The sequence below is a fragment of the Streptomyces sp. T12 genome, assembly GCF_028736035.1.
In the GTDB taxonomy this organism is placed as follows: Bacteria; Actinomycetota; Actinomycetes; order Streptomycetales; family Streptomycetaceae; genus Streptomyces.
Genome location: NZ_CP117866.1, coordinates 3,457,604 through 3,480,040, shown reverse-complemented (window position 1 = coordinate 3,480,040; position 22,437 = coordinate 3,457,604). Strand labels below are relative to the sequence as shown.

The following is a 22,437-nucleotide window of genomic DNA, read 5'->3' as shown; positions in this document are numbered from 1 at the left end:
CGTCACCTCCGGTACTGCGCGGGTACGGACTTCGCGGCGATGCCCTCGAAGCGGTGGTCGAAGAGGCCGCCGACGTCGAACTTCTTCACGAAGCCGCCCTCGGCGAGCAGATCCGCGGTCTGCTGCTCCCACTTGATGGCCTCGTCCCAACTCGGCGGGAACAGCGGCTTGTTGGCGAGTTCCGAGATGGACCGCGCCTGCGCGAGGCTCAGGTTCTGGGTCTTGACGTAGAACTCCTCGTTCCAGATGTCGGGGTTCTCGTACGTCCACACCTGGCCCTTGGCCCAGTACGGGATGTAGGCGGCGACCGCGGCCGCCTTCGCGGGGTCGTTCAGCACGGAGACCGGCGCCCACAGCAGGTTGAGCAGGTCGACGACGTCGGTGGTGATGGCGCGGGCGCCCTTGGCTTCGTACTGCTTCAGGTACGCCGGTGCCTGCTGGTTGGCGAGCGGCGCGATGTCGACCTGGCCGGACTGCAGGGCGGTGAGGAACTGGTTGCTGGTCAGCGGGACCAGCTCCACCTCGTCGTACTCCAGACCGGCCTTCTTCAGCGCCCGCAGCAGCACCACGCCCTGCGCCTGGCCCTGCGAGAAGGCGAGCCGCTTGCCCCTGAAGTCCTCGACCGTCCGGATGTCGCTGCCGGGCTTGGTGGCGAAGAGGTAGTTGGGCTTGCGGGTGATGTTGATCGCGACGATCTTCGCGTCGAAGCCCTGGTAGTACGCCTGGATCGGCGGGATGCCCGCGTTGTTGGCGAGGTCCAGGGACCCGGCGCGGAAGGCGTTGATGACATCGGGCCCGGCGCCGATGTTCACCCAGCTGCCGACCTTGAAGGGCGGATCACCCAACTCGGCAAGTCTGAACTGGAGTTGCTGGGTGTTCTGGTACGAGGCGATCTTCAGGCTGGTTCCGGCGGGGACCTTGGCGGCGAGCGGGGCGGTGGAGGCACCCTCGGCCGCGTCGGCGGCGCTGCTCTCGGCGCAGCCGGTGAGGCCGGCGGCAGCGGCGGTGACGCCGAGCAGCGAGGTCAGGAAGAGACGGCGGTCGACGCCCGGGGCAGGCAGAGACGGCATGGCAGGACTCCGTAAGCCAAAGTGATGGGAATGCCAAAGTGATGGAGATGCGTGCGGAATTCCGGGCAGGGAAAAGCCAGGGTGGGGAAAATTCACGCAGGACGAAATGAGCGCTTCACACGCGGCAACGTGTCAGCAACACGCGTCAGCAACAAAGGGTGCGACAGCTCACGAACAGGCTCATGACCAGCATGTTCCTGGCCATCGATGGCCCCTGTCAATATTCCGAGTTTCTGAATTAAATAGCCTCAGGTGACGCGGCCAGCGGATCCCGGTAGAGCACGTCGAGCGCCACCGAACCACCGGCCACGGCGAGCACGGAATGCGGGAAACCCGTCGGCACGACGGCCGCCGCGCGTTCGTCCCCGACTCCCGCGCGCAACGCGGCGAGGCAGTCCTCCCGGTGCACGACCCCCATCTCGGTCACCACCACCGTCTCCGGATTGAGCACGTCGAGCAGCAGCCGCGCCGCCCGCCCGACCGCACCCGCCCGCTCCACCAGCAGCCGTACGGCCGCCCGGTCGCCCGCGGCCGCCGCCGCGACCACGTGCATGGGGTTGACCCCCTCGATGACGCCCGCGTCCCGCGCCCGCCGGCACAACGTCCGCTCGCTCAGCTCGGCCTGGAGGCAGCCGACCCGCCCGCAGTCGCAGGTCTCCGTACCGCCCGGCACCGGTAGATGGGCGATGGTTCCGGCCTGGGAGCGGGGGCCGTGGTGCACCTCGTCGTTGGTCGCGAACGCCGCGTCGACGACGTTGCCGACGAACAGATGCAGCACGCTCGCGCTGCCGCGCGCCCGCCCGAACAGCCGCTCCGCGTTCACCAACGCCCGCGCGTGCCCGTCCACATGGACCGGCAGCCCGGTGTGTGCGCCGAGCACCTCCCGCACCGGCACCTCGCGCCAGCCCAGCAGCGGATGCTCGACGACGGTCCCGGAGTCCCGGTCCACCCAGCCGCCCGCCGCGAACCCGACGCCGAGCGGCCGGCTGCCCGGCACCTCGTCCAGCAGCGCGCCCAGCCCGTCGGCGGCCCGGGCCAGGACACCGTACGACCCATACGGATCCGTGGCCCCCGAGTGCTTCAACTCCCGCTCGGCGACGACCCGTCCGCGCAGATCGAGCAGTGCCACCGTGGTGTAGGGCACCGCCACATGGACCCCGCCCACAACGAACCGCGAGTTGTCCAGGTCGACGGGCACATGTGGCCGCCCCACACCACCGGACGGCCGGGGCGTGGCGGCCTCGCGGATGAGCCCGCGTTCGGTGAAGCGGGCGCAGTAGTCGGTCACCGAGGCCGGTGACAGCCCGGTCAGCCGGGCGATGGTGCTGCGCGCGACCGGCCCGTGCTCGAGGACGGATCGAAGGACGGCGCTGGCGCTGGTCCGGCGCCGGTCGCGGTCGGCGATACGGGGAACCGGCGATGAAGGGGATGAAGGAGCTGAAGGGGTTGAAGGAGCTGAAGGGGGTGATGGGGTCGAAGAGGACGAAAGGGTGGGTGCCGCGGTACGGGGCATGGGGAACTTCCTCGGGAGCCGGTCCGACACTGCGCCGTCTGAAGCGGGCGAGTCGCGACCGGAACCACCGGAGGCCGACTCACCCCGGATGGCGACAGGCGGCCGCGCCCACGCGCCGCAGGTCGACATGGCGACGCGACGAGAAGTTCCGGGACTGGGCGACCATGGCTCGAAGGGTAGGGCAGAGAAGGTGAATCCGACCAGACCACTAGGATTCGTTTGGTGAGATCCCACAGTCCGGTCGGCAGCCCGTGAAGTGAGCGAAACGTCCCTGCCTCAGTGACCGGTATCACGCCGTACCCGGTGTAACCGGCACCCTTTGTTCAGAGCCCACCAAGCCTTCGCTCCACGCTTTGTCGAGCGCCGACGAGATCGGCGTGAGTCCCCCGGGTTAGCGTCACGGTGTCCCGATCTGCCCACTCACCCGCGGAGTCCCCATGAGCACCGCTGCCGCCACCGCCCGTCCCGGCGAGGTCCTCGCCGACCTGCTCCCCGCCTCCCGCGTCCGGGACGCGGCCCTCGTCCTCGGCGGCGCCGCGCTCACCGGCCTCGCGGCCCAGATCTCCGTTCCCGTGCCCGGCTCCCCGGTGCCGGTGACCGGCCAGACCCTCGCGGTGCTGCTGGTCGGCACGGCCCTCGGCGCCGGCCGCGGCTTCCTCTCCCTCGCGCTGTACGCGCTGGCGGGCATCGCGGGCGTGCCGTGGTTCGCGGACGGCACCTCGGGCGCCGCGGCCCCGTCCTTCGGCTACATCCTCGGCATGATCCTCGCCTCCACCGTCGTCGGCGCCCTGGCCCGCCGCGGCGCCGACCGCACCGCGCTGCGCACGGCGGGCGCGATGCTGCTGGGCGAGGCGATCATCTACGCCGTCGGCGTCCCCTACCTGGCCCTCGCCACCGGCATGTCGGCGTCCGCCGCGATCGCGGCCGGCCTCACCCCGTTCCTGATCGGCGACGCCCTCAAGGCGGCCCTGGCGATGGGCGCGCTGCCCACCACCTGGAAGCTGCTCAACCGCTGACGCCGTAGTTCCTGTGACGCCGTAGTTCCTGTGACGCCGTAGTTCCTGTGACGCTGCAGTTCCTGTGACGCTGCAGTTCCTGCACAAGAGGCTCGCCGGGTCGCGCTGCGACTTCAACCCGGCGAGGCTCTTTGGCGTTTCGCGGTCCGGATACGGCGGCTCAGTTCACCTCTCGCCTCGGCCGCCGCAGCTGCGACCACCACAGCCCGGCCGCCCCCGCCGCGATCAGCGTCGCGCCGACCGCGCCCAGCGGAAGGACGTCACGGCCGAGTCCGGTCTTGGGTAGCTCGTCGGCGCCCGGTGCGACCGGCTTGTTGTCCGTGCCGAGGAGCAGCGGGGTGGCCGGGGCGTCGGGCGACGGGTTCGTCGTACCGAACGGCACCGGACCCTGCTGCCAGTACGTCTTCTTGCCGTCACCGGTCTGGACGGGAAGGCAGATCTTCCCGGCCTTGCTCAGGTCGTACGTCGCGTCGACGGCGTACGACTTCGACTCACCGGCCGGGAGATTGTCGATGGCGCAGCTGAAACCGCTGTTCGAGCCTTCCGGAAGACCGCTCTTCTCGATCGCGGAACAGCCCTCGACATTCTTGACCGTCAGGCCGTCGAAACCGACGACCAAAAGCCTGATCTTTCCGCTGTCCTCGGTCCCTTCGTTCTTCACCGTGGCGGTGATGTCGGTCTCTTGCGAACTGTTGTCCACCGAGATTTTTTCGGGCAGCAGAGTGGTCAACTCGACCCCTGCCGGCGCCTCGTCGATGACCTTTCCCCCCTTGTTGCTTCCGGGTCCCTGGTCGTCCGCGCTGGCAGTGAAGGAAAGGATCATCACTGCCGAGAAAGATGTCGCGACCAGCGATCCCGCGATGGCCGTCGTGCGACGAGAACTCATGTTCGTCCCCCTTGCCTGCGCCTGAATTCGCAGTACTTGAAGAGCTACCACAAGATTTCTCCGCACTATGCTGGTACGGCATGAAGTGTGACCATTGTGTTTCAGTCGGGGATGTCTGAGGCGCGGCAGAGGGGGTGCAGCGGATTGCCGGGTAATGCGGGCAACGCGGGTGACGCGGGTGACGCGGGATATGCGGGAAACACGGGAAGCGCGGGAAATACGAGGAGCGGTGGGCTTCCCGGTTTACTGGTGACGGGGCGCTATCGCCTGGTCGAGAGTATCGGCCAGGGGGGAATGGGGCGCGTGTGGCGAGCGGTCGACGAAATACTCGATCGCCTGGTCGCCGTGAAGGAGATGCGCATCGACGGCCTCGACCCGGAGGACACGCGCACGCGCCGTGAACGCACCCTGCGCGAGGCGAGGGCGACGGCGAGGATCGACCACCCCAACGTCGTACGGGTCTACGACGTGGTCGACGAGGGCGAACGCCTGTGGATCGTCATGGAGTTGGTGGCCGGCCGCTCCCTGGAACGCATCATGGCGGAGGAGGGCCCCCTCGGCCCGTCCGAGGCGGCCCGGATCGGCCTGGGCCTGGTGGCGGCCCTGCGCCAGGTCCACGCCCGAGGCGTACTCCACCGGGACATCAAGCCGGGCAACGTCCTGGTGGAGTCGGAAGTGGCGCGCGGGCGGGGCCGGGTGGTCCTGACCGACTTCGGCATCGCGGCGATCCAGGACGCGAAGGCCCTCACCATGGTCGGCATGCTGGTCGGCTCCCCCGACTACATGGCCCCCGAACGCATATCCGGCCGCCCCCAGGGCCCCCCGTCCGACATCTGGTCCCTGGGCGCCACCCTGAGCGCGGCCCTCGCCGGCCGCTCCCCCTTCTCCCGCGACACGACCCTGGCAACCCTGCACGCGGTCCTGTACGAGGAGCCCGAACTCCCCCCGACCGCAGGCCCGTTGCGGGACATCCTCGCCGCGCTCCTGGAGAAGGACCCGTCGATCCGCCCCGGCCTGGACGACCTGGAGACGGCCCTGCAGCCGGTGGCGTTCCCGGCGCCGACGCCGACGCCGACGATGCCGGTGGTCGGGGGAGGGGTGCCCCGGGAGGGCACAGAAGAACAGGCCGGTGGGGGAGGCGAGCCCGCGCCGGTTACGGGGGAGCAGTGGAGGGCGGCGGCGGAGGCTGGGCCGGTGAGTGGTCTGGTGGGTGGGCTAGTGGGTGCCCAAGGGGCCGAAGCGGTGCCTGAGCCCGAGCCTGCGCCCGAGTCCGAGCCCGAGTCCGAAGCCGTACGTCGGCCCGAACCCGTACACCGCCCCGACCCCGAAGCCGCACACGGACCCGAACCCGGCCGCCCCGAGCCTGCGCCCGCCCCCCGGCAGCCGGAAGCCGTGCACGACGCGATACCGCCACACCCCTCGACGCCGACCGAGGACATACGAACTGAGCGCGTACAAACGGAGCGCGCACAAACCGAGCGAACCCGAAACGCCACCACCGACCCCCGGCGGGACGCCCCCTCCCCGACCCCGGAGATCCCGGAGACCCCAAGACTCCCCAACGCCTCCACCGAACTCGCCTCCGAGGCCCGTTCCGAGGTGCGCTCACCCACCCCGACAAGCAATTCCACGGGCCCCGCACCCCGCCGCACCGGCATCTCCCTGGCCCGCGCCGAAGCGGTGACCGAGCGACGGCCGGCCCCGGAACCGGAACTCGTGCCCGGCGCCGCCCGGTCGTACCACGCCATGCCGCCCGGCGAGCTCCCCGGCCCCGCAGTCCCGGCCCACCCCCGACCCCGCCGCGGGCGTCGTCGTACCGGCCTCATAGCCGCCGTCGGAATCGTCGCGGCGGGCGTCGTCGTGGCGGTCGTCCTGGCGACCGACTCCGGTTCACCCAAGGACAATCAGGCAGGGCCCGCGTCATCGCCGTCCTCCCCGGGCGGCACCCCGTCCGCCACGGTCGAGGGCACATCGAGGCCGCAGAGCTTGCCGCCCGGAGCGCGCCGGGAGGCGGGCGGGTTCGCGTGGGCGCCGCCCGAGGGCTGGCGGCGGGACGTCAAGACGGGTTCGGAGGTGCACTACACCTCACCGGACGCGAAACAGGAACTCGCCGCCAAGTCGTCCTTGGCCCGCGACGACCTGATGGACTCCTGGACGAAGTCGGAGGAGAACGCCCAGCAGGGTCAGTACCGCAAGATCCGCCTGGAACGGACGACGTTCCGCGGGTACCCGGCGGTCGTCTGGGAGTACACCTTCACCCTCCAGGGCGACCCCTGGCACGCCCAGCTGCTGGGCTTCACCGTGGACGGCACGTCGTACCAGATCAACACGTGGTACCAGCCGGACATCGAGGCACAGGCCCTCAATACCTACGAGAAGGTGAGGGACAGCTTCACGGTGCTGTGACAGCACAGGGGTCGGGACATCAGATCGGACATGGGCCGGGAATGGGCCGGGAATGGGTAGGGCCCTGAGGCGCGCGCGTACACACGCCACGCACCTCAGGGCCCACCAGGCCAGAACAGCGGCCCAGAGCAGAACGACTACGGCGATCAGGCCATGAAACTCTCAGGCACTCAGCCGGTCTTGACCTCGTCGCGCGCCGCGTCCGAGGCAGCCGCCCCGGCAACCGCCGCGCGCTCGTGGCCGACCTTCTGCTTCACGAAGGCGACGACCAGTACGACGGCGGCCACCAGCAGCGACAGCAGCACGGTCTTCCGGCCGTCGTGCTCGGTGTCGGTCAGCATGTAGCCGAGCACGAACACGATCAGGGCGGCCGTCGCCCAGGTCAGATACGGGTACAGCCACATCTTCACGACCAGCTTCTCCGGCGCCTCGGCCTGGATGATCTTCCGCATGCGCAGCTGCGAGAAGCAGATCACCAGCCAGACGAACAGCGCGACCGCACCGGAGGAGTTGACCAGGAAGAGGAAGACGGAGTCCGGGAACTTGTAGTTGAAGAAGACCGCCACGAAGCCGAACACGACGGACACGAGGATCGCCGTCCGCGGCACGCCGTTGCCGGTCGTGCGGGAGAAGGCCTTCGGCGCGTCCCCGCGCTGGCCGAGCGAGAAGGCCATGCGGGAGGCGGTGTAGAGGCCGGAGTTGAGACAGGACAGCACCGAGGTCAGCACGATGAAGTTCATGATCTGACCGGCATGCGGGATGCCGAGCGAGTCCAGCGCGGCGACGTAACTGCCCTTGTCGGCGATGGCCTTGCTGTCCCAGGGCAGCAGGGCCACCACGACGAAGATCGAGCCGAGGTAGAAGACGGCGACCCGCCAGATGATGCTGTTGGTGGCCTTGGTGACGGCACGCTGCGGGTTCTCGGACTCACCGGCGGCGAGGGTGGCGATCTCGCTGCCCATGAAGGAGAAGACGACGAGCAGCACACCGGTGAGGATGGCGCCGGCGCCGTTGGGCAGGAAGCCCCCGTGGTCGGTCAGATTCGCCAGCCCGGCCTGGTCGCTGTCGACGCCCGGCAGCAGCCCGAACACGGCCAGTCCGCCGACGACGATGAACGCGGCGATCGCGACGACCTTGATGCCCGCGAACCAGAACTCGAACTCGCCGTACGACCCGACGGAGACGAGGTTGGTGGCCGTCAGCACCACCATCACTATCAGGGCCCAGCCCCACTGCGGGACGGACGGGATCCAGCCCTCCAGGATCTCCGCACCTGCGGTCGCCTCGACGGCCAGCACGACCACCCAGAAGAACCAGTACAGCCAGCCGATGGAGAAACCGGCCCAGGGCCCGAGCGCCCGGTCCGCGTGGGCGGAGAACGACCCGGACGTCGGGTTGGCGGCGGACATCTCACCGAGCATCCGCATCACCAGCACCACGAGCGTGCCGACGAGGGCGTAGGACAGGAGGATGCCGGGGCCGGCGGTGGCGATACCGGAGCTGGACCCGACGAAGAGTCCGGCGCCGATGACACCACCGATGGCGATCATGGACAGATGGCGGTTCTTGAGTCCGGCCTGTAGGCCGTGGCCGCCGGCGGCCGGTCCGGCCGTCTTCTGAGTCGGCTGCGAAGTCATGGAACGGATTTCCTTTGAGCCGTGGGGAGCGGTTCTCGTACGAGCGGTAGTGGAGCGGCGTACGAGTCGGACCAGTGAATCGGAGGAGAACGGATTCGGGAACCTTTGATTCGGGATTGTTACTTGAGGTTTCCTTGAGCTTCCATGGCCTACGTCACTATTAACCCGGTCGACACCCGGCGCTGCTGCCCCGAAACAGCCGTGTCACACTCGTTCCATGCGCGTGTATCTCGGCTCCGACCATGCGGGCTTCGAACTCAAGAACCACCTCGTCGAGTGGCTCAGGGCGGCGGGCCACGACCCGGTCGACTGCGGCCCCCACATCTACGACGCCCAGGACGACTACCCGCCCTTCTGCCTCCGTGCGGCGGAGAAGACGGCCGCGGACCCCGACTCCCTCGGCATCGTGATCGGCGGCTCGGGCAACGGCGAGCAGATCGCCGCGAACAAGGTGAAGGGCGTGCGCGCGGCGCTGGCCTGGAGCGAGGAGACGGCGTCGCTGGGCCGCCAGCACAACAACGCGAACGTCGTCGCGGTGGGTGCGCGCATGCACACGCCGGACGAGGCGACGAAGTTCGTGGAGACGTTCCTCAGCACCCCCTACTCGGGTGACGAGCGCCACACCCGCCGCATCAACATGCTCGCGGACTACGAAACGACGGGCGACCTCCCCCCGATCCCCCCGCACCACCCCCAGCAGTAGCCTCCAGAGAAACCCCGCCCCGAGCCCCCACCCACCCCTGGGGGCTTCGCTTCACGGCACTGCCATTCGCTTCCCAGCACCGGTCCGTGTATCTCAGCCCGTCCGGCGTTTGAGGACGAGGCCCGTTCAGGGCCGAAGCGGGGGTCTGGGGGCCGCAGGCCCCCAGGGACCGGGGTCGAAGGGGCGGAGCCCCTTCAGGATGGGACGGGTAGGGGCGGCGGGGGCGAAAAACCTGCCGCGCAGCCCCACCCACCCGCAGACGAAGAAGGAGCCACCGTGCCCGAGGGCCACACCATCCACCGGCTGGCCCAGGACTACGCCGCCGCATTCCTCGGCACGACCCCCCACGTCACCAGCCCCCAGGGCAAGTTCTCGGACGCCGCACAACTCCTCACCGGCTCAGAACTCACCCACACCGAGGCCCACGGCAAACACCTCTTCCTCGGCTTCCGAGCCGCCGACTGGATCCACATCCACCTCGGCCTCTTCGGCAAGGTCAACTTCGGCGACACCCCCGCACCCCCACCCACGGACACCGTCCGCCTCCGCCTCGCGAACAGCACCGCATACGTAGATCTCCGCGGCCCCACCACCTGCGCCCTGATCACGCACCCCGAGAAGCAGGCGATACACGACCGCCTCGGCCCCGACCCCCTCCGCGCCGGCGCCGACCCGCACCAGGCATACCGACGCATCTCCCGCAGCCGTACGACGATCGCCGCCCTGCTCATGGACCAGAAGGTCATCGCGGGCGTCGGCAACGTCTACCGCGCCGAGGTCCTCTTCCGGCACCGCATCGACCCGTACCGCGCCGGCAAGGACATCACCCCCGCGCAGTGGGACGCCATCTGGACGGACCTCGTCGACCTCATGCGCGAGGGCGTCCGCAACAACCGCATCGACACCGTCCGCCCGGAGCACACCCCGGAGGCGATGGGCCGCCCACCGCGCGTCGACGACCACGGCGGCGAGGTCTACGTCTACCGCCGGGCCAACCGGCCCTGCCACATCTGCAGCGGCGAGATCCGCACCGCCGACCTCGCCGCCCGCAACCTCTTCTGGTGCCCGAACTGCCAGACACCGTAGGCAGGCCGCCCCCTCAGACCGGCCCCCCTCAGACCGGCCCCCCTAGACCGGCCACCCCACAGCCCCCCCCGACCTCTGAGGCACCTCACCCCCCAGCCGTTCACCCCCGCCTCAGAACCCGTGCGGCAACCACGGCGCCACAGTCGACGCGAACCCGACCGACGCCTCCGCCAGCGCCCCCTGCCGCAGCTCCCGCACCCGCCCGGCAGAGCCCAGCGCGCCCAGGCTCACGCCGCCGAGGTAGGCCGAGCCCAACTCCCGTACGGACAAAGAGAGATCGGCCGAGTCCGTCGTACGCTCGCACGACGCACCCTTGCCGTCCCCGGACAGCCGCCAACGCCCCGAGTTCCAGGGACAGAAGGCGTCCTCGACCTCGAACACCACGTCCACCGGCGCCTGATACGTCCGCGCCTGAAGCGCCGCCCCGACATCCACCAGCCGTACGTGCAACGAGTCCCGCACACGCAGCGCACACCGCCGGATGTCCGACACCTGGTGCAGCCACGCCTCGTCCATCGGCCGCCCGTACGCCTTCACCGTGGACGTCAGGTCGATGCCGAACAGGAACCGCCACAGCGCCGCCTCCGCCGCCGGGTCGAGGGCCTGGGTGTCCCGCAGCTGGACAGCGCCCTTGGGCCCGCCGGCATCCCACTCCGGCCTGACGTGGAAGCGCGCGTACCCGACGACCTCACCGTCCCGTTCCGCGAGCACGCACTGCAGCGGCGACCCGCCGCTCCGCTCGCTCTCCGGGTCGAGCAGCCCGAGCCGCTCCCAGCCGGGCAGTCGCGCGAGCATCCCCGGCCGGGCGGACACCTTGCGCGCGTACACCGCCTCGCACGCATCGAGGACGTCGGCCGGTACGGCGTAGCGCAGACGTACGTCATCGGTGCCGGGCGGCACGGACAGCCGGACGCGGGTCGTGTCGATCTCGACGTTGACCTGCAAGGTGCCGACGCCGTACCCGAACCGGCCGTAGATCTCCGGCTCGGAGGCGGTCAGTACGGCGAGCGGCCAGCCCCACGCACGCACATCCTCCAGCTGTCGGCGCATCATCGACGTCAGGAGACCGCGCCGGCGGTGCGTGGCGGCGACGCCGACCATGGTGACGCCGGCCGCGGGCACCGACGCGCCACCCGGCACGGTCAGCCGGAAGCTGAAGGCCCCCGCCGTGCCCACGCACGCGTCCCCGTCCCAGGCGCCGATGAAACGGTCGGGCTCGGTGAGCGAGTTCCACAACTCCCGCTCCTCGGACGACTCCGGGACCCCGCCGAAGGCGCGGATCAGGGTGTCGTACCAGATGTCCCACTCGTCCTGCCGCAGCACCCGCAGCTCGGGACGGCCGGAGTGCCCGGCGTGGCTCGCACTGTCTTTCGCCATGAACCATGACTACCAGGGCATTGCGGGACGAGCGAGGGAATTTCTCGTTGGTGGCCGCGAGGTGGCTTTCCGTGAAGTTCACTGTGAAGTTGAACCTCGGACGGGGGACAAGTGGGACCTCCCGTGCCAAGCAGCTGGTCCGATGGATAGGGTCCCGAACTAATGGCAGCAGGACGAGAGCGGCGCACGGCGGCCGAGACGTTCACGGCCCGGTTGAAGATGCAGTGGCACCGGGCCCGCGTCGGCGTGCGCAGAAGCGCGGTGGACTACTTCCGCGGCGACGGCTCGGACTGGATCGCACTGGCCGGCCTGCTCCTCACGGTTCCCCTGATCTGTGCCGTGACGATGGCCAACCCGGTGTGGTTCTCCCCGGCCGCGCTGGTCCTCCCCATCGTCGCGGGCGGCCTGCTGCTGCGCCCGGCGAGCCTGCTGGGCCTGTACGCGGCGGCGGCGACGGCGCTGATCGTGGAGTCGGTGCAGCTCGGGCCGTACACGGAGGGCCCGTCCCGCGTCACCCCGGGCGTGGTCCTGGTCGTGGCGGCGTGCGGTTTCTTCGGTCTCCTCATCGCGCAGTTCCGCAGCCGGGTGGGCGTGCCCTGGCGGCGCGGCGGCACGATGCTCTTCGACCTGCGCGAACGCATCCGCGTCCAGAGCAAGCTGCCGAGCCTGCCGCACGGCTGGCATCGCGAGATGGCGCTGCGCCCGGCGGGCGGTCAGTCCTTCTCGGGCGACTTCGTGGTGGCGGCCCGCACCAACGGCGGCCGCACGCTGGAGGTCGTCCTGACGGACGTGTCCGGCAAGGGTATGGACGCCGGCTCACGCGCCCTCCTCCTCTCCGGAGCCTTCGGTGGCCTCCTGGGCAGCCTGCCCCCGCACGCGTTCCTGCCGGCGGCCAACGGCTACCTGCTCCGCCAGGACTGGGACGAGGGCTTCGCCACGTCGATCCACCTGGTCCTGGACCTGGACTCGGGCGACTACGAGCTCTACTCGGCGGGCCATCCACCGGGCCTGCAACTGAGCGCGGGCAGCGGCCGCTGGGAGGAGAAGGCAGCCGAGGGCCCCCTCCTCGGCGTGTACGACGGCGCCCAGTTCGACCCCGTGAAGGGCACGCTCCGTCCCGGCGACGTGCTGATGCTCTTCACGGACGGCCTGGTCGAAACGTCCGACCGCGACATCGTCGAGGGCATCGACCGCCTCACCGGCGAGGCCGACCGCTATGTCGCCGGCGGCTTCCACGGAGCGGCCTGGCACCTCATCGAAGCGGTCGCGAGGGACGTCAACGACGACAGGGCGCTCCTACTGATCTGCCGCGAGGGCCCAACGACAACGACAACAACACGCTGACCCCTCAACCCCGCCCACCCGCTGGGGCTGCGCCTCGCGGCACTGGCGCTCGGCGCTTCGCCTCGCGGCGTCGGCGCTCGCTTCCCGGCGCCGGTCGGCATCATTCAGCCCGCCTGGGGGTGCCCCCTCTGGGGGAGTTTGAGGACGAGGCCCGTTCAGGGCCGAAGCGGGGGTCTGGGGGCCGCAGGCCCCCAGGGACCGGGGTGGAAGGGGCAGCGCCCCTGGGGGATGGGACGGGTAGGGGCGGCGGGGGCGAGACACTGGACGGGTGACCGAGACTGACCGACCCCTGCTGTCCCTCACCGACGTGGAGGCCATCGCCCGCGCCGCCCACGCGACCCAGACCGACAAGGCCGGACGGCCCTACGCCGAGCACCTGAGGGCCGTCGCCGAAGGCGTACGCGCGCGCGGCGGCGACGAAGAGCAGATCGCGGCGGCCTGGCTGCACGACGCCGTGGAGGACGACGCGCTGACCGAACGCCGACTGGAAGAAGCCGCACTGAGCCGTCGCACGAAGGACATCGTGCTGGCGGTCACCAAACGGCCCGGAGAGCCGCCCGAGGCCTACGCCGCACGCATCCTCGCCACCGAGGGCGCACTGCTGGTGAAGGAAGCGGACCTGGCGCACAACGCGAACCCGGCCCGCCTCGCGGTCCTCGACGAGGCCACCCGCAAACGACTGACCGAGAAGTACGCACGGATGCGCGCACTTCTCGGTCTGGTAGGCGAGTGACGTCCCACGAGGGGAACGGGAACGCTCCAAGTCGGCTCAGGCGTCAGGCGTTGACCTTCTCGCGCATGGCCGCACCCTCGCGCTTCTCACGCTCACGGGCCAGCTCCGCCGCGTCCCGCTTGAACGCCCAGTCCATCTTGGGCTCCATCGCGAACCGGAACACCCGCTGCACGGGCTTGGTGCACAGCAGCGTGACACCGACGGCCGCGCAGACGGTGACGAAGATCTCGCCGAGCGGGCGCTGCAGCCAGGCGTGGTCGAACCAGCCCTGGTAGTCCCCGGCCTTCACGACGAAGCCGTGCAGCAGATAGCCGTACAGCGTCCCCGCACCGAGCGCCGTGAACCACATGTGGCGGCGCGGCACCCAGGCGAAGAAGCAGGCCGTCAGCAGCAGCGAGCAGCCGAACATCGCCAGCACCATGACCGGCCCGCTCCACCACGGGGCGTGCAGCTCCTGCGCGGCGTCACGGTGGTAGAACCACGCGGTGTTCATGCGCGGCACCGCCCACCAGCCGAAGGCCAGCGCCACCGCGCCCACCGGCACGGACAGGATCCGCACCGTGCGCGTGCGCACCATGTGGAAGTGCTCGGGCTTCATGATCAGGCCCAGCACGAAGTACGGCAGGAACTGCAGCACCCGCTGCAGGTCCAGGTCGTCGCCGATCTCCGGCGCGACCGTCGCCGCCATGGCGAGGCCGAGCGCGAGCGGCAGCGGCCAGCGCACCATCTTCCAGATGGGGGTGGTCATCCGCCAGATGAACAGCGCGCACAGGAACCACGTCAGGTACCACGGGTCCAGGAGACTGATGTCCTGGCTCGGGTCCTCGTCGATCCAGCGCTTGAAGAGCGGATAGGCCGTCTCGAAGACGATGTACGGCACCGCGACGCCGGTGATCAGGCGCTTCAGCCGGTTCGGGCTGGCGTCGAAACTGCGCGAGAAGAAGCCGGAGATGATGATGAACGCCGGCATGTGGAAGGTGTACACGACGGTGTACACGGCCTCCAGGATCCGGCTGTCGCCCTTGATCGGCTCCCAGGCGTGGCCTATGGCGACGAGCACGATCGCCAGGTACTTGGCGTTGTCGAAGAACGCGTCGCGCTGCTTGGCACCGCTGGACGCTGGTCTGTTGTGCGCCTGAGTCTTCTGGCTCTGCGGTGAGCGCGGACTCGGCACTCCGTCCGCCGGCGACTGTGCCGGGGGGAGTGGCGCTCTGGTGTGGCCGTGCGGTCGCAGCGAGTCCGTCACAGACCCTCCCGCCGGAAGCCGGGGGAGTCGGTCCAGGACCTTGCTGCGCATGCGGGGGACGAGGCAGCGTGGAACATCTGAGGCACCCTAGCGTTGTCTGTGTGATTTCGTAAAACCCGCCAGGTCATTCCTGGTTATTGCGCTCGACCGCACGTGTACGACGAACATGCACCTGCAGGACACCTGTTGGACACCCGTCTTGTCCGGATTCATCCGGACTAAGAGGTGCATATATGCAGGAGCTGACTCCGGTGGAATGATCAGGGTGCGCAGAATTCGAAATACCCGCGAACACGTTGTGTGCCAATGGAAACGATCCCGCCGAATTCCCTGCGCGGGTGTCTCCTCGAAATGCTGTACGGGCACGACGTGAGAGGTCGGTGGGGGCGGAGGGTCCGCACAGATCCGGCACAGGTGTGGCGAACGAAACGTCACGTGCCGCATAGCGGGGCCCGGTTGGTGGCACGATGGTTCTGGCGGGGGTGCGAGGGGTGCATCCCCGGGCCGGGAGAGCGGACCGACCGAGGGTGTGATCTGTTGTGGCCATTTCGCTGTCAGTGGTGTTGCTGTTGGCGATCATTTTGGTGGTGTTGATCCGTGGCGGATCCCTGAAGGCCGGCCCCGCCGTCGTCGCCGTGCTGTTCGGCTTCTTCCTCGCCTCGACCGGCATGGCCGACGACATCCAGCGGTTCCTCAACTCGATAGCCGAGACGATCAACTCGATCCAGTTCTAGGGTCCGCGGGGCGGCTCGGAAGGTTACGGATACCCTCGTTCGTGATCGTCGAACGGTACGGAACGGGGGAACGTACGGAATGGCGCTGCGCGAGACCGACCCGTCGGAGGTGGGCGGCTACCGGATCGAGGACCGCCTCGGCTCCGGTGGCATGGGCGTGGTCTACCTGGCGCGCTCCGCCTCCGGGCGTCGCCTCGCCCTCAAGGTCGTGCACGCCCAGTACGCCGACGACGACGAGTTCCGCACCCGTTTCCGTCGCGAGGTGGCCGCCGCCCGCCAGGTCAGCGGCGCCTTCACGGCCCCCGTCGTGGACGCGGACGCCGACGCGCCGCGCCCCTGGATGGCCACGCTCTACATCCCGGGCGAGGACCTCGGCAGCCACGTCCGCCGCCACGGCCCCCTGCCGCTGCCGAGGTTGCGTGAACTCGCCGCCGGCCTCGCCGAGGCCCTGCGGGACATCCACCGCGCCGGCATGGTCCACCGTGACCTGAAACCGGCCAATGTGATGCTCGCCGAGGACGGCCCCCGCGTCATCGACTTCGGCATCTCCCGCGCCGCCGAGTTCGCGGCCCAGGACGTTCTCACCCAGACCGGCCGCGTGATGGGCACCCCGCCCTACATGTCCCCGGAACAGTTCTCCTCCCCTCAGGACGTGGGCCCGGCCGCCGACGTCTTCTCCCTCGGCTCGGTCGTCGCGTACGCCGCCACCGGCCACGGCCCGTTCGACAGCCCGAGCCCCTACGAGACGGCCGTACGCGTCGTCGACGGCACCCCGGAACTCGACGACGTCCCGCCCGATTTCCTCCCCTTCGTCCGCCTCTGCCTGGAAAAGCACCCCAAGTCCCGCCCGACGCCGGACGAGTTGCTGGGGCTGCTGCGCGACGGCCATGTCCCCGAGCCGAGGCCGGAGCCGGCGCCCGCGGAGACCCCTCCCGCACAACGGCCGAAGCGTCGCAGGCGCCTGTGGCTGGCCACCGCGCTGGGCGCCGCCCTCCTCACCGCCGTCACCGCGACCACGTTCGCCGTCACAGGCGGTGACGACACCGCCCCGGGCGACCTGCCGACCGGCTGGCAGAACTGGCGCAAGAAGTCGAAGGACCCCAGCGTCGACAAGGAGCCGGTGGGCGCCAGCAACCCGTTCAACCGCTGCGCCGCCACCGGCAGGTCCCTGGTGTGTGCCGGCGACGACGTCATGGCGACCCGCTTCGCCCTCGCCGACGGCCGCAACACCTGGGCCCGGCCCATCGACGAGACGGCGGACGACCTCGGCGGCAGCTCCGGGGGCACGATCATCACCGCCCGCAGCGGCCGGGTGTACGTCTACGGCGCCGACGACCGGCCCGTCGGCGATGAAGGGCTGTCCCGGACCCGCTACACGGTCCAGGCCCTCGACGCCGAATCCGGCAAGGTGATCTGGAAGACCGTCACCGGCGACGGCGACGCGGCCACGGAACCGAACAGCGAACGGGGCGCCTCCACCGCCGTACCCGCCGGCATCATCACCACCTACGGCAACGAGTCGAAGCTCTACGCCCTGCTCGACGCCGAGGACGGCAAGGTCCGCTGGAAGCGCCCGCTGCCCAACCCGGGGGAGCAGCCCTGCCTGCTGCGCAGCGCTGCCCGGCACCCGTACCTGGTCTGCGCGCACTTCACCGGCACCGAAATCACCTCGACGAGCATCGCGCAACTCGACCCGACCACCGGACGGCCCAACTGGACCGTGAAGGCAAAGGGCGATCAGGATCTCGCCGGACAGGTGGACGGACGCCTCGTGCTGGTGAGCGCGCTCGGCATCCACCGCACCGTGACCCTGGTCAACGCCAAGTCACACGTCCTGACGACCGTACGGCTCTCTCCAGCCCAGCCCGAGCAATCGGCCGTCTACCTCGTGGGCGGCACCCTGTACTTCACCCTCCCCGGCGGCAGCGTCCGCGCGGTCGACCCGGGCACGGGGCGCCAGCTCTGGAAGACCGACTCCACGGTGGAGAAGTCGGGCGCCCCGGCCGCGTCCGCCACCCGCCTGTACCTGGCGTCCCCCAGCGGCCGCCTCGCCGCCATCGACCGGCGCACCGGCAGCGTCGTCGCGACCAGCCCGGGCCGCGACGACAGCGGCCTCCTCGACTTCGTGGGCGCCACCAGCGCCCCCCTCGTCCTCGTCGGCGACGCCCTCTACATCCCGTACGGCATCCGCTCCGTCTACACCGTGGACGTACGCACCCTGTGAAACGACGGGAATCGAACCCGCGTAGCTGGTCTGGAAGATCGCGTATGTGGATGCCGGCTCACCTGGAGGAACATTGACCTGGGCATTCCTGATGCGCTCCGGGGCCGCTTGGGCTCGCTTCAGTCGGGCACGCACATCATGCTGTGTGCCGGCACGACGGGTTCACTCGGTAGTGGATCGACTCCACGGACCCGTACAGCCACGATATCGGTGGTGATGGAGGATCGGCCCGGGAGCTTCGTCAAACGCCAGCGGAAGGGCTCTGGGACGTCTTTGGCGGGCAACTCCACCATGGCGAGGCTCACCCACCGGTCGTAATTGGTTGGGTAGACACGAACCGGGGCGCTGCACTTGGGGCAGGTTGGCGGCTCGATCCATGACACGTCGTCGGGATCAGGTTCGGGCCTTGGTGCGGCTGCGGCTCCATCGAGTTCGGCCATCTCGTTCGCGAGGGTGTTCCAGCACGACTCGCAGAGTCTCGCCATGAGGTCGATTCGGCCTCGATCGCACACAGTTGGGCGTGCCTCACCGCAGTGATGGCATAACCACTCTTGATCCCTCAATGCCCCCATGTGTTCGAGTGTGCGTGAATCTGGCCGGATCGCAGTAGGTGGCGATTCGGCCTCGTTCGGTGATCACGTAGGTTGCTCGTGCGTGGACTCACCGCATGATCGGACCGATCGCGGGTAGTCGGACCTTGACAATCCGTCGTTGGGGACTGGCTCTGTGTAAAAGGGTGCGGCGCTATGACTGAGATCCCGGCAGAGGTCTTCGAATCGGTGGCGCGGAAGGCTCTGCAAGACCTGTCCACCGCGGTGGACCTGCCGGCGCTGGAAGCGCTGGCCGGCTGTGACGTGCTGATCCCTGCGATCGGCGGGATCCGATACACGCGTGACCACAGTGAACTTGTCCGGCTTGTGCTGCCGGTGATCGAAAGTGCCCATGACGCCGCCGCGGTCATGGTCTTCACCTCGGAGGAACGGCTACGCAGAGCCTTTCCTCAGGTGCCTTGCTACAGGCCTGTCACCCTGCGGGACCTGGCCTCTCGCTGGCCGAGTGATGAGGTGCTGCTGGTGATCGACGCCGGGGACGAGGACGAGCTGACCCTGCCCGCGCATAGGGCGCGGTGGCTGCTCGGTCGCTGCCTCGTGTGATCGCCAAGTCCGTACGGCTGCTTCGAACTCCGCGAGCCAGGCTCCAGCACTCCCATTCAGGAACCGGGCGGATTGGGTGAACGGCTGGCTTCACGGCGCGGTCGGTGGAGTCCCATCAGAAACGCCCTAAGTGATGACGAGCAGGACGATCCACATCACTGCGGCCAGCGCAGGCAGGCTGTAGACGATGAACGGCAACGTGGTGGGCCCTGGCCTGCGACAGACCGCCTCAGTGGCCTCGACATCGGGGAGCCTCGCCCGGATACGTTGATAGATCGCTTGGCAGAATTTGAGGTGCCGGTCACCAACGAAGAGCCACACCATGGTCAACCCGATGCCGAACGCGGCCATGACTCGTGCCGGCCCGCGCCCTTCACCGCCTGCTGCAATGGTGCTGTACGCGACAGTGGGGAAGGTCGTCATGAGGGAGGGCTCTGCCCGCGGGCACGGGGGAACAGTCAGCTCCGGCCCGCTCCCGAGACCTTCCGCACCAAGACGGACGCGGACAACTGGCTTGCCGACAAGCAGACAGAGCTGCGGCGCGGAGACTGGCACGACCCTGACGCCGGGAAGCTGCCGTTCGGCCCATACGCCGCCGCCTGGATCACAGAGCGCGAACTGACCCCCTCACGTCCGGCACCGGCCCGACGACCGTCGCCAAGGCCTACGCCTTGCTGCGCGCGATCATGGGCACGGCCGTCGCCGACCGGATGATCAGGTGCAACCCGTGCACGATCAAGGGCGCGAGCACCGTGCACACACCCGAGCGGCCTACTGCAACCGTGCAGGAGGTGTATGACCTCGCCGACGCGATACAGCCCCGTCGGCGCCAAGGGTGCGACTCCGCGCCGGAATCACTTCAACCGGCCGTGGCGCAAGCCCTGCGAGGACGCCGGGATCAAGGGCTTGCACTTCCATGATCTTCGGCATACAGGCAACACCCTCGCCGCGTCGACGGGGGCCAGTACGCGAGAGCTGATGTCGCGGATGGGCCATAGCACCGCTCGGGCCGGGCTGATTTACCAGCACGCCGGCGCCGACCGCGATCGGCTGATCGCCAAGGCGTTGAGCAACCTGGTCGACAAGGGACGCAAGAAGAAGCGCAAGCCCAAGAAGAAGCAAGATCGAAAGCCGAAGGGGCACGCAGGGGACACGGCGGAGCGATCGGAGCCCCCGAAAACGATCAGGGCCAGGTCGAGGAATCACCCTCTGACCTGGCCCTGAGCTGTACAGAGCGGGCGACGGGAATCGAACCCGCGTAGCTAGTTTGGAAGACTAGGGCTCTACCATTGAGCTACGCCCGCACAGGACGCGCCGCAGGTCAGGTGACCGCGGCACTGCAGGCATCGTAGCGGGTCACGCCCCCTCGACGCACACCCCATTGCCACCCGCCCGGGACCGCGACCGGTGCCGGCGAAATGCGGCGGCCCCACTGCCTGCGGGCATGTACCCTACGTGTCGCACCAACACGGGGTGTGGCGCAGCTTGGTAGCGCGTCCGCTTTGGGAGCGGAAGGCCGTGGGTTCAAATCCCGCCACCCCGACCACGACCGGTCCACACCGGCCACACGCGCGACGACCTCGGGTGATCGCGTCCCTTGATCGCCTTTGGGGCGTGTCCCCGCTGCCGTTACTATGCAAGCTGCACGCCCGTGTGTCTCTCCGTACGAAGTCACGAGGTCCTCCGGGCGGCGAATCCGCCGGACCAGTCTGGCTCCGGCAGAACCCAAGAAGTCAGCCACAAGGAGACCGAACCGTGAAGAGCGCCGTGGAGACCCTGAACCCGACCCGGGTTCGGCTCACTGTCGAGGTGCCCTTCGAGGAGCTCAAGGACAGCCTCGACGCGGCGTACAAGAAGATCAACCAGCAGGTCACGGTGAAGGGCTTCCGCAAGGGCAAGATCCCGGCCCGCGTCATCGACCAGCGGTTCGGCCGCGGTGCGGTCCTGGAGGAGGCGGTCAACGACGCGCTTCCGAAGTTCTACACCGAGGCGGTCAACGAGGCCGAGCTCAACGTCCTGGGCCAGCCCGAGGTCGACATCACCGAGCTGAAGGACGGCGAGACGCTGAACTTCACCGCCGAGGTCGACGTCCGCCCGACCATCGAGATCCCGGACTACTCCGGCATCGAGGTCGAGGTCGACGCCGTCGAGGTCACCGACGAGGACATCGAGAAGTCGGTCGAGCAGCTGCGCGAGCGCTTCGCGTCGACCTCCCCGGTCGAGCGCGCCGCCGAGGACGGCGACGTCGTCACCCTCGACCTGCAGGCCAAGGTCGAGGGCGAGGTTCTGGAGGACGGCGTCGCCGAGGGCATCTCCTACACCATCGGCTCCGGCGAGCTGCTGGACGGCATCGACGACGCCGTGAAGGGCCTGGAGGCCGGGGCCGAGGCCACGTTCACCTCCGAGCTCAAGGGCGGCTCGGCGGCCGGCAAGGAGGCCGAGGTCACCGTCAAGGTCACCCAGGTCGCCGCGCGCGAACTGCCCGAGCTGGACGACGAGTTCGCGCAGCTCGCCTCCGAGTTCGACACCCTCGACGAGCTCAAGGCCGACAGCCGCAAGCGCCTCGAGAACATGAAGCAGTACGACCAGGCCACGCAGGCCCAGGAGCGCGTCCTGGAGAAGCTGCTGGAGCTGGTCGAGGTGCCCGTCCCCGAGAAGCTGCTCGAGGACGAGATCAACACCCGTAAGCACAACCTCGAGCACCACCAGCTCGGCCAGATGGGCCTCGACCTCGAGAAGTACCTCGAGATCCAGGGCAAGACGGTCGAGGAGTTCGACGCCGAGACCAAGGAAGCCGCGGTCAAGGGCATCAAGACGCAGTTCGTCCTCGACGAGCTCGTCAAGCAGGAGAAGCTGAACGTCAACCAGGAGGAGCTCACCGAGCACCTCATGCGCCGCGCCGCTTCCTCCGGCATGTCCCCCGACCAGTTCGCCCAGGCGGTCGTCGAGGGCGGCCAGGTTCCGCTCCTGGTCGGCGAGGTCGCCCGCGGCAAGGCCCTGGCCGTCGTGGTCGAGAAGGCCACGGTCAAGGACACCAACGGCGAGGTCATCGACCTGGACGACGAGGACGAGGTCGAGCAGGCCACGGAGACGGTGGAGGCCGCCGAGGGCACCGCCGACGAGGCCGCCGAGGAGAAGACCGAGGGCTGAGCCCACGGCGCCTTGTAGCTCGTAGGAAGGGCCCTGGGATGCACAATCCCGGGGCCCTTCTGTCGTACGGCTGTGCATCGCCGCTGAAGGGGCGCGGGGCCGTATCGATATGCGGCGGCCGCCCGCCGGAGGCTCTACGCCCCCGGCGAACACTCACG

19 protein-coding genes and 2 tRNA genes are annotated in these 22,437 nt (G+C 69.2%); 12 read left to right on the top strand and 9 right to left on the bottom strand.

Features of this window, described 5'->3' with window-relative positions; all coding sequences use genetic code 11:
• Positions 1–2 precede the first annotated feature (2 nt).
• Positions 3–1,070, bottom strand: coding sequence for an ABC transporter substrate-binding protein (locus tag PBV52_RS15475; RefSeq protein WP_274238940.1), 1,068 nt, complete (start codon positions 1,068–1,070; stop codon positions 3–5).
• 238 nt (positions 1,071–1,308) lie between these two features.
• Entirely contained in the window at positions 1,309–2,583 is a 1,275-nt protein-coding gene (locus PBV52_RS15470) for an ROK family transcriptional regulator (protein ID WP_274238939.1), read from the bottom strand.
• Positions 2,584–3,020: 437 nt separating this feature from the next.
• On the opposite strand from PBV52_RS15470, the gene PBV52_RS15465 reads away from it, so the two are divergent.
• The gene (locus tag PBV52_RS15465; protein ID WP_274238938.1) at positions 3,021–3,599 is read left to right on the top strand and encodes a biotin transporter BioY; all 579 of its coding nucleotides are present in this window, start codon (positions 3,021–3,023) and stop codon (positions 3,597–3,599) included.
• A 160-nt stretch (positions 3,600–3,759) separates the two neighbouring features.
• Here the strand turns inward: PBV52_RS15465 and PBV52_RS15460 are convergent, their stop codons facing one another.
• Entirely contained in the window at positions 3,760–4,485 is a 726-nt protein-coding gene (locus PBV52_RS15460) for a hypothetical protein (protein WP_274238937.1), read from the bottom strand.
• Positions 4,486–4,779: 294 nt separating this feature from the next.
• Between PBV52_RS15460 and PBV52_RS15455 the strand changes: the two genes are divergently transcribed.
• Positions 4,780–6,891, top strand: a complete 2,112-nt coding sequence (locus PBV52_RS15455) for a serine/threonine-protein kinase (RefSeq protein ID WP_274238936.1) — start codon at positions 4,780–4,782, stop codon at positions 6,889–6,891.
• Between the two features lie 170 nt (positions 6,892–7,061).
• On the opposite strand, the gene PBV52_RS15450 is transcribed toward PBV52_RS15455, so the two are convergent.
• The gene (locus PBV52_RS15450; RefSeq protein ID WP_274238935.1) at positions 7,062–8,528 is read right to left on the bottom strand and encodes an amino acid permease; all 1,467 of its coding nucleotides are present in this window, start codon (positions 8,526–8,528) and stop codon (positions 7,062–7,064) included.
• Between the two features lie 217 nt (positions 8,529–8,745).
• Between PBV52_RS15450 and PBV52_RS15445 the strand changes: the two genes are divergently transcribed.
• Together PBV52_RS15445 and PBV52_RS15440 are read left to right on the top strand one after the other, a co-directional pair.
• Entirely contained in the window at positions 8,746–9,231 is a 486-nt protein-coding gene (locus PBV52_RS15445; RefSeq protein ID WP_274238934.1) for a ribose-5-phosphate isomerase, read from the top strand.
• Positions 9,232–9,507: 276 nt separating this feature from the next.
• On the top strand, positions 9,508–10,317 hold the full coding sequence (locus tag PBV52_RS15440; RefSeq protein WP_274238933.1) for an Fpg/Nei family DNA glycosylase: 810 nt from the start codon (positions 9,508–9,510) through the stop codon (positions 10,315–10,317).
• Between the two features lie 111 nt (positions 10,318–10,428).
• Here the strand turns inward: PBV52_RS15440 and PBV52_RS15435 are convergent, their stop codons facing one another.
• Positions 10,429–11,694: a GNAT family N-acetyltransferase gene (locus PBV52_RS15435; RefSeq protein ID WP_274238932.1), complete on the bottom strand. Its 1,266-nt coding sequence runs from the start codon at positions 11,692–11,694 to the stop codon at positions 10,429–10,431.
• Positions 11,695–11,856: 162 nt separating this feature from the next.
• On the opposite strand from PBV52_RS15435, the gene PBV52_RS15430 reads away from it, so the two are divergent.
• Positions 11,857–13,038 (top strand): PP2C family protein-serine/threonine phosphatase, encoded by a 1,182-nt coding sequence (locus PBV52_RS15430; RefSeq protein WP_274238931.1) that lies wholly within the window; start codon positions 11,857–11,859, stop codon positions 13,036–13,038.
• 268 nt (positions 13,039–13,306) lie between these two features.
• On the top strand, positions 13,307–13,771 hold the full coding sequence (locus PBV52_RS15425) for an HD domain-containing protein (protein WP_274238930.1): 465 nt from the start codon (positions 13,307–13,309) through the stop codon (positions 13,769–13,771).
• Between the two features lie 43 nt (positions 13,772–13,814).
• Here PBV52_RS15425 and PBV52_RS15420 read toward each other — a convergent pair whose 3' ends face one another.
• Positions 13,815–15,017, bottom strand: a complete 1,203-nt coding sequence (locus tag PBV52_RS15420) for an acyltransferase family protein (protein WP_274249398.1) — start codon at positions 15,015–15,017, stop codon at positions 13,815–13,817.
• A gap of 539 nt (positions 15,018–15,556) precedes the next feature.
• Between PBV52_RS15420 and PBV52_RS15415 the strand changes: the two genes are divergently transcribed.
• Entirely contained in the window at positions 15,557–15,751 is a 195-nt protein-coding gene (locus tag PBV52_RS15415) for a hypothetical protein (RefSeq protein WP_030044846.1), read from the top strand.
• A 79-nt stretch (positions 15,752–15,830) separates the two neighbouring features.
• Entirely contained in the window at positions 15,831–17,975 is a 2,145-nt protein-coding gene (locus PBV52_RS15410; protein ID WP_274238929.1) for a PQQ-binding-like beta-propeller repeat protein, read from the top strand.
• 119 nt (positions 17,976–18,094) lie between these two features.
• Here PBV52_RS15410 and PBV52_RS15405 read toward each other — a convergent pair whose 3' ends face one another.
• On the bottom strand, positions 18,095–18,415 hold the full coding sequence (locus PBV52_RS15405; RefSeq protein ID WP_274249396.1) for a DUF6083 domain-containing protein: 321 nt from the start codon (positions 18,413–18,415) through the stop codon (positions 18,095–18,097).
• Between the two features lie 306 nt (positions 18,416–18,721).
• Between PBV52_RS15405 and PBV52_RS15400 the strand changes: the two genes are divergently transcribed.
• Entirely contained in the window at positions 18,722–19,129 is a 408-nt protein-coding gene (locus PBV52_RS15400; protein WP_274238928.1) for an SseB family protein, read from the top strand.
• A 126-nt stretch (positions 19,130–19,255) separates the two neighbouring features.
• Here PBV52_RS15400 and PBV52_RS15395 read toward each other — a convergent pair whose 3' ends face one another.
• Positions 19,256–19,552, bottom strand: coding sequence for a hypothetical protein (locus PBV52_RS15395; RefSeq protein WP_274238927.1), 297 nt, complete (start codon positions 19,550–19,552; stop codon positions 19,256–19,258).
• A 372-nt stretch (positions 19,553–19,924) separates the two neighbouring features.
• Between PBV52_RS15395 and PBV52_RS15390 the strand changes: the two genes are divergently transcribed.
• Positions 19,925–20,353 carry a tyrosine-type recombinase/integrase gene (locus tag PBV52_RS15390; protein ID WP_274238926.1) on the top strand — a complete coding sequence of 143 codons (429 nt, stop codon included), beginning with the start codon at positions 19,925–19,927 and terminating at the stop codon, positions 20,351–20,353.
• A 9-nt stretch (positions 20,354–20,362) separates the two neighbouring features.
• Here PBV52_RS15390 and PBV52_RS15385 read toward each other — a convergent pair.
• Positions 20,363–20,433, bottom strand: a tRNA-Gly gene (locus PBV52_RS15385).
• A gap of 165 nt (positions 20,434–20,598) precedes the next feature.
• On the opposite strand from PBV52_RS15385, the gene PBV52_RS15380 reads away from it, so the two are divergent.
• Both PBV52_RS15380 and tig read left to right on the top strand, forming a co-directional pair.
• Positions 20,599–20,675, top strand: a tRNA-Pro gene (locus PBV52_RS15380).
• Between the two features lie 209 nt (positions 20,676–20,884).
• Positions 20,885–22,279 (top strand): trigger factor, encoded by a 1,395-nt coding sequence (gene tig / locus PBV52_RS15375; RefSeq protein ID WP_274238925.1) that lies wholly within the window; start codon positions 20,885–20,887, stop codon positions 22,277–22,279.
• Positions 22,280–22,437 lie beyond the last annotated feature (158 nt).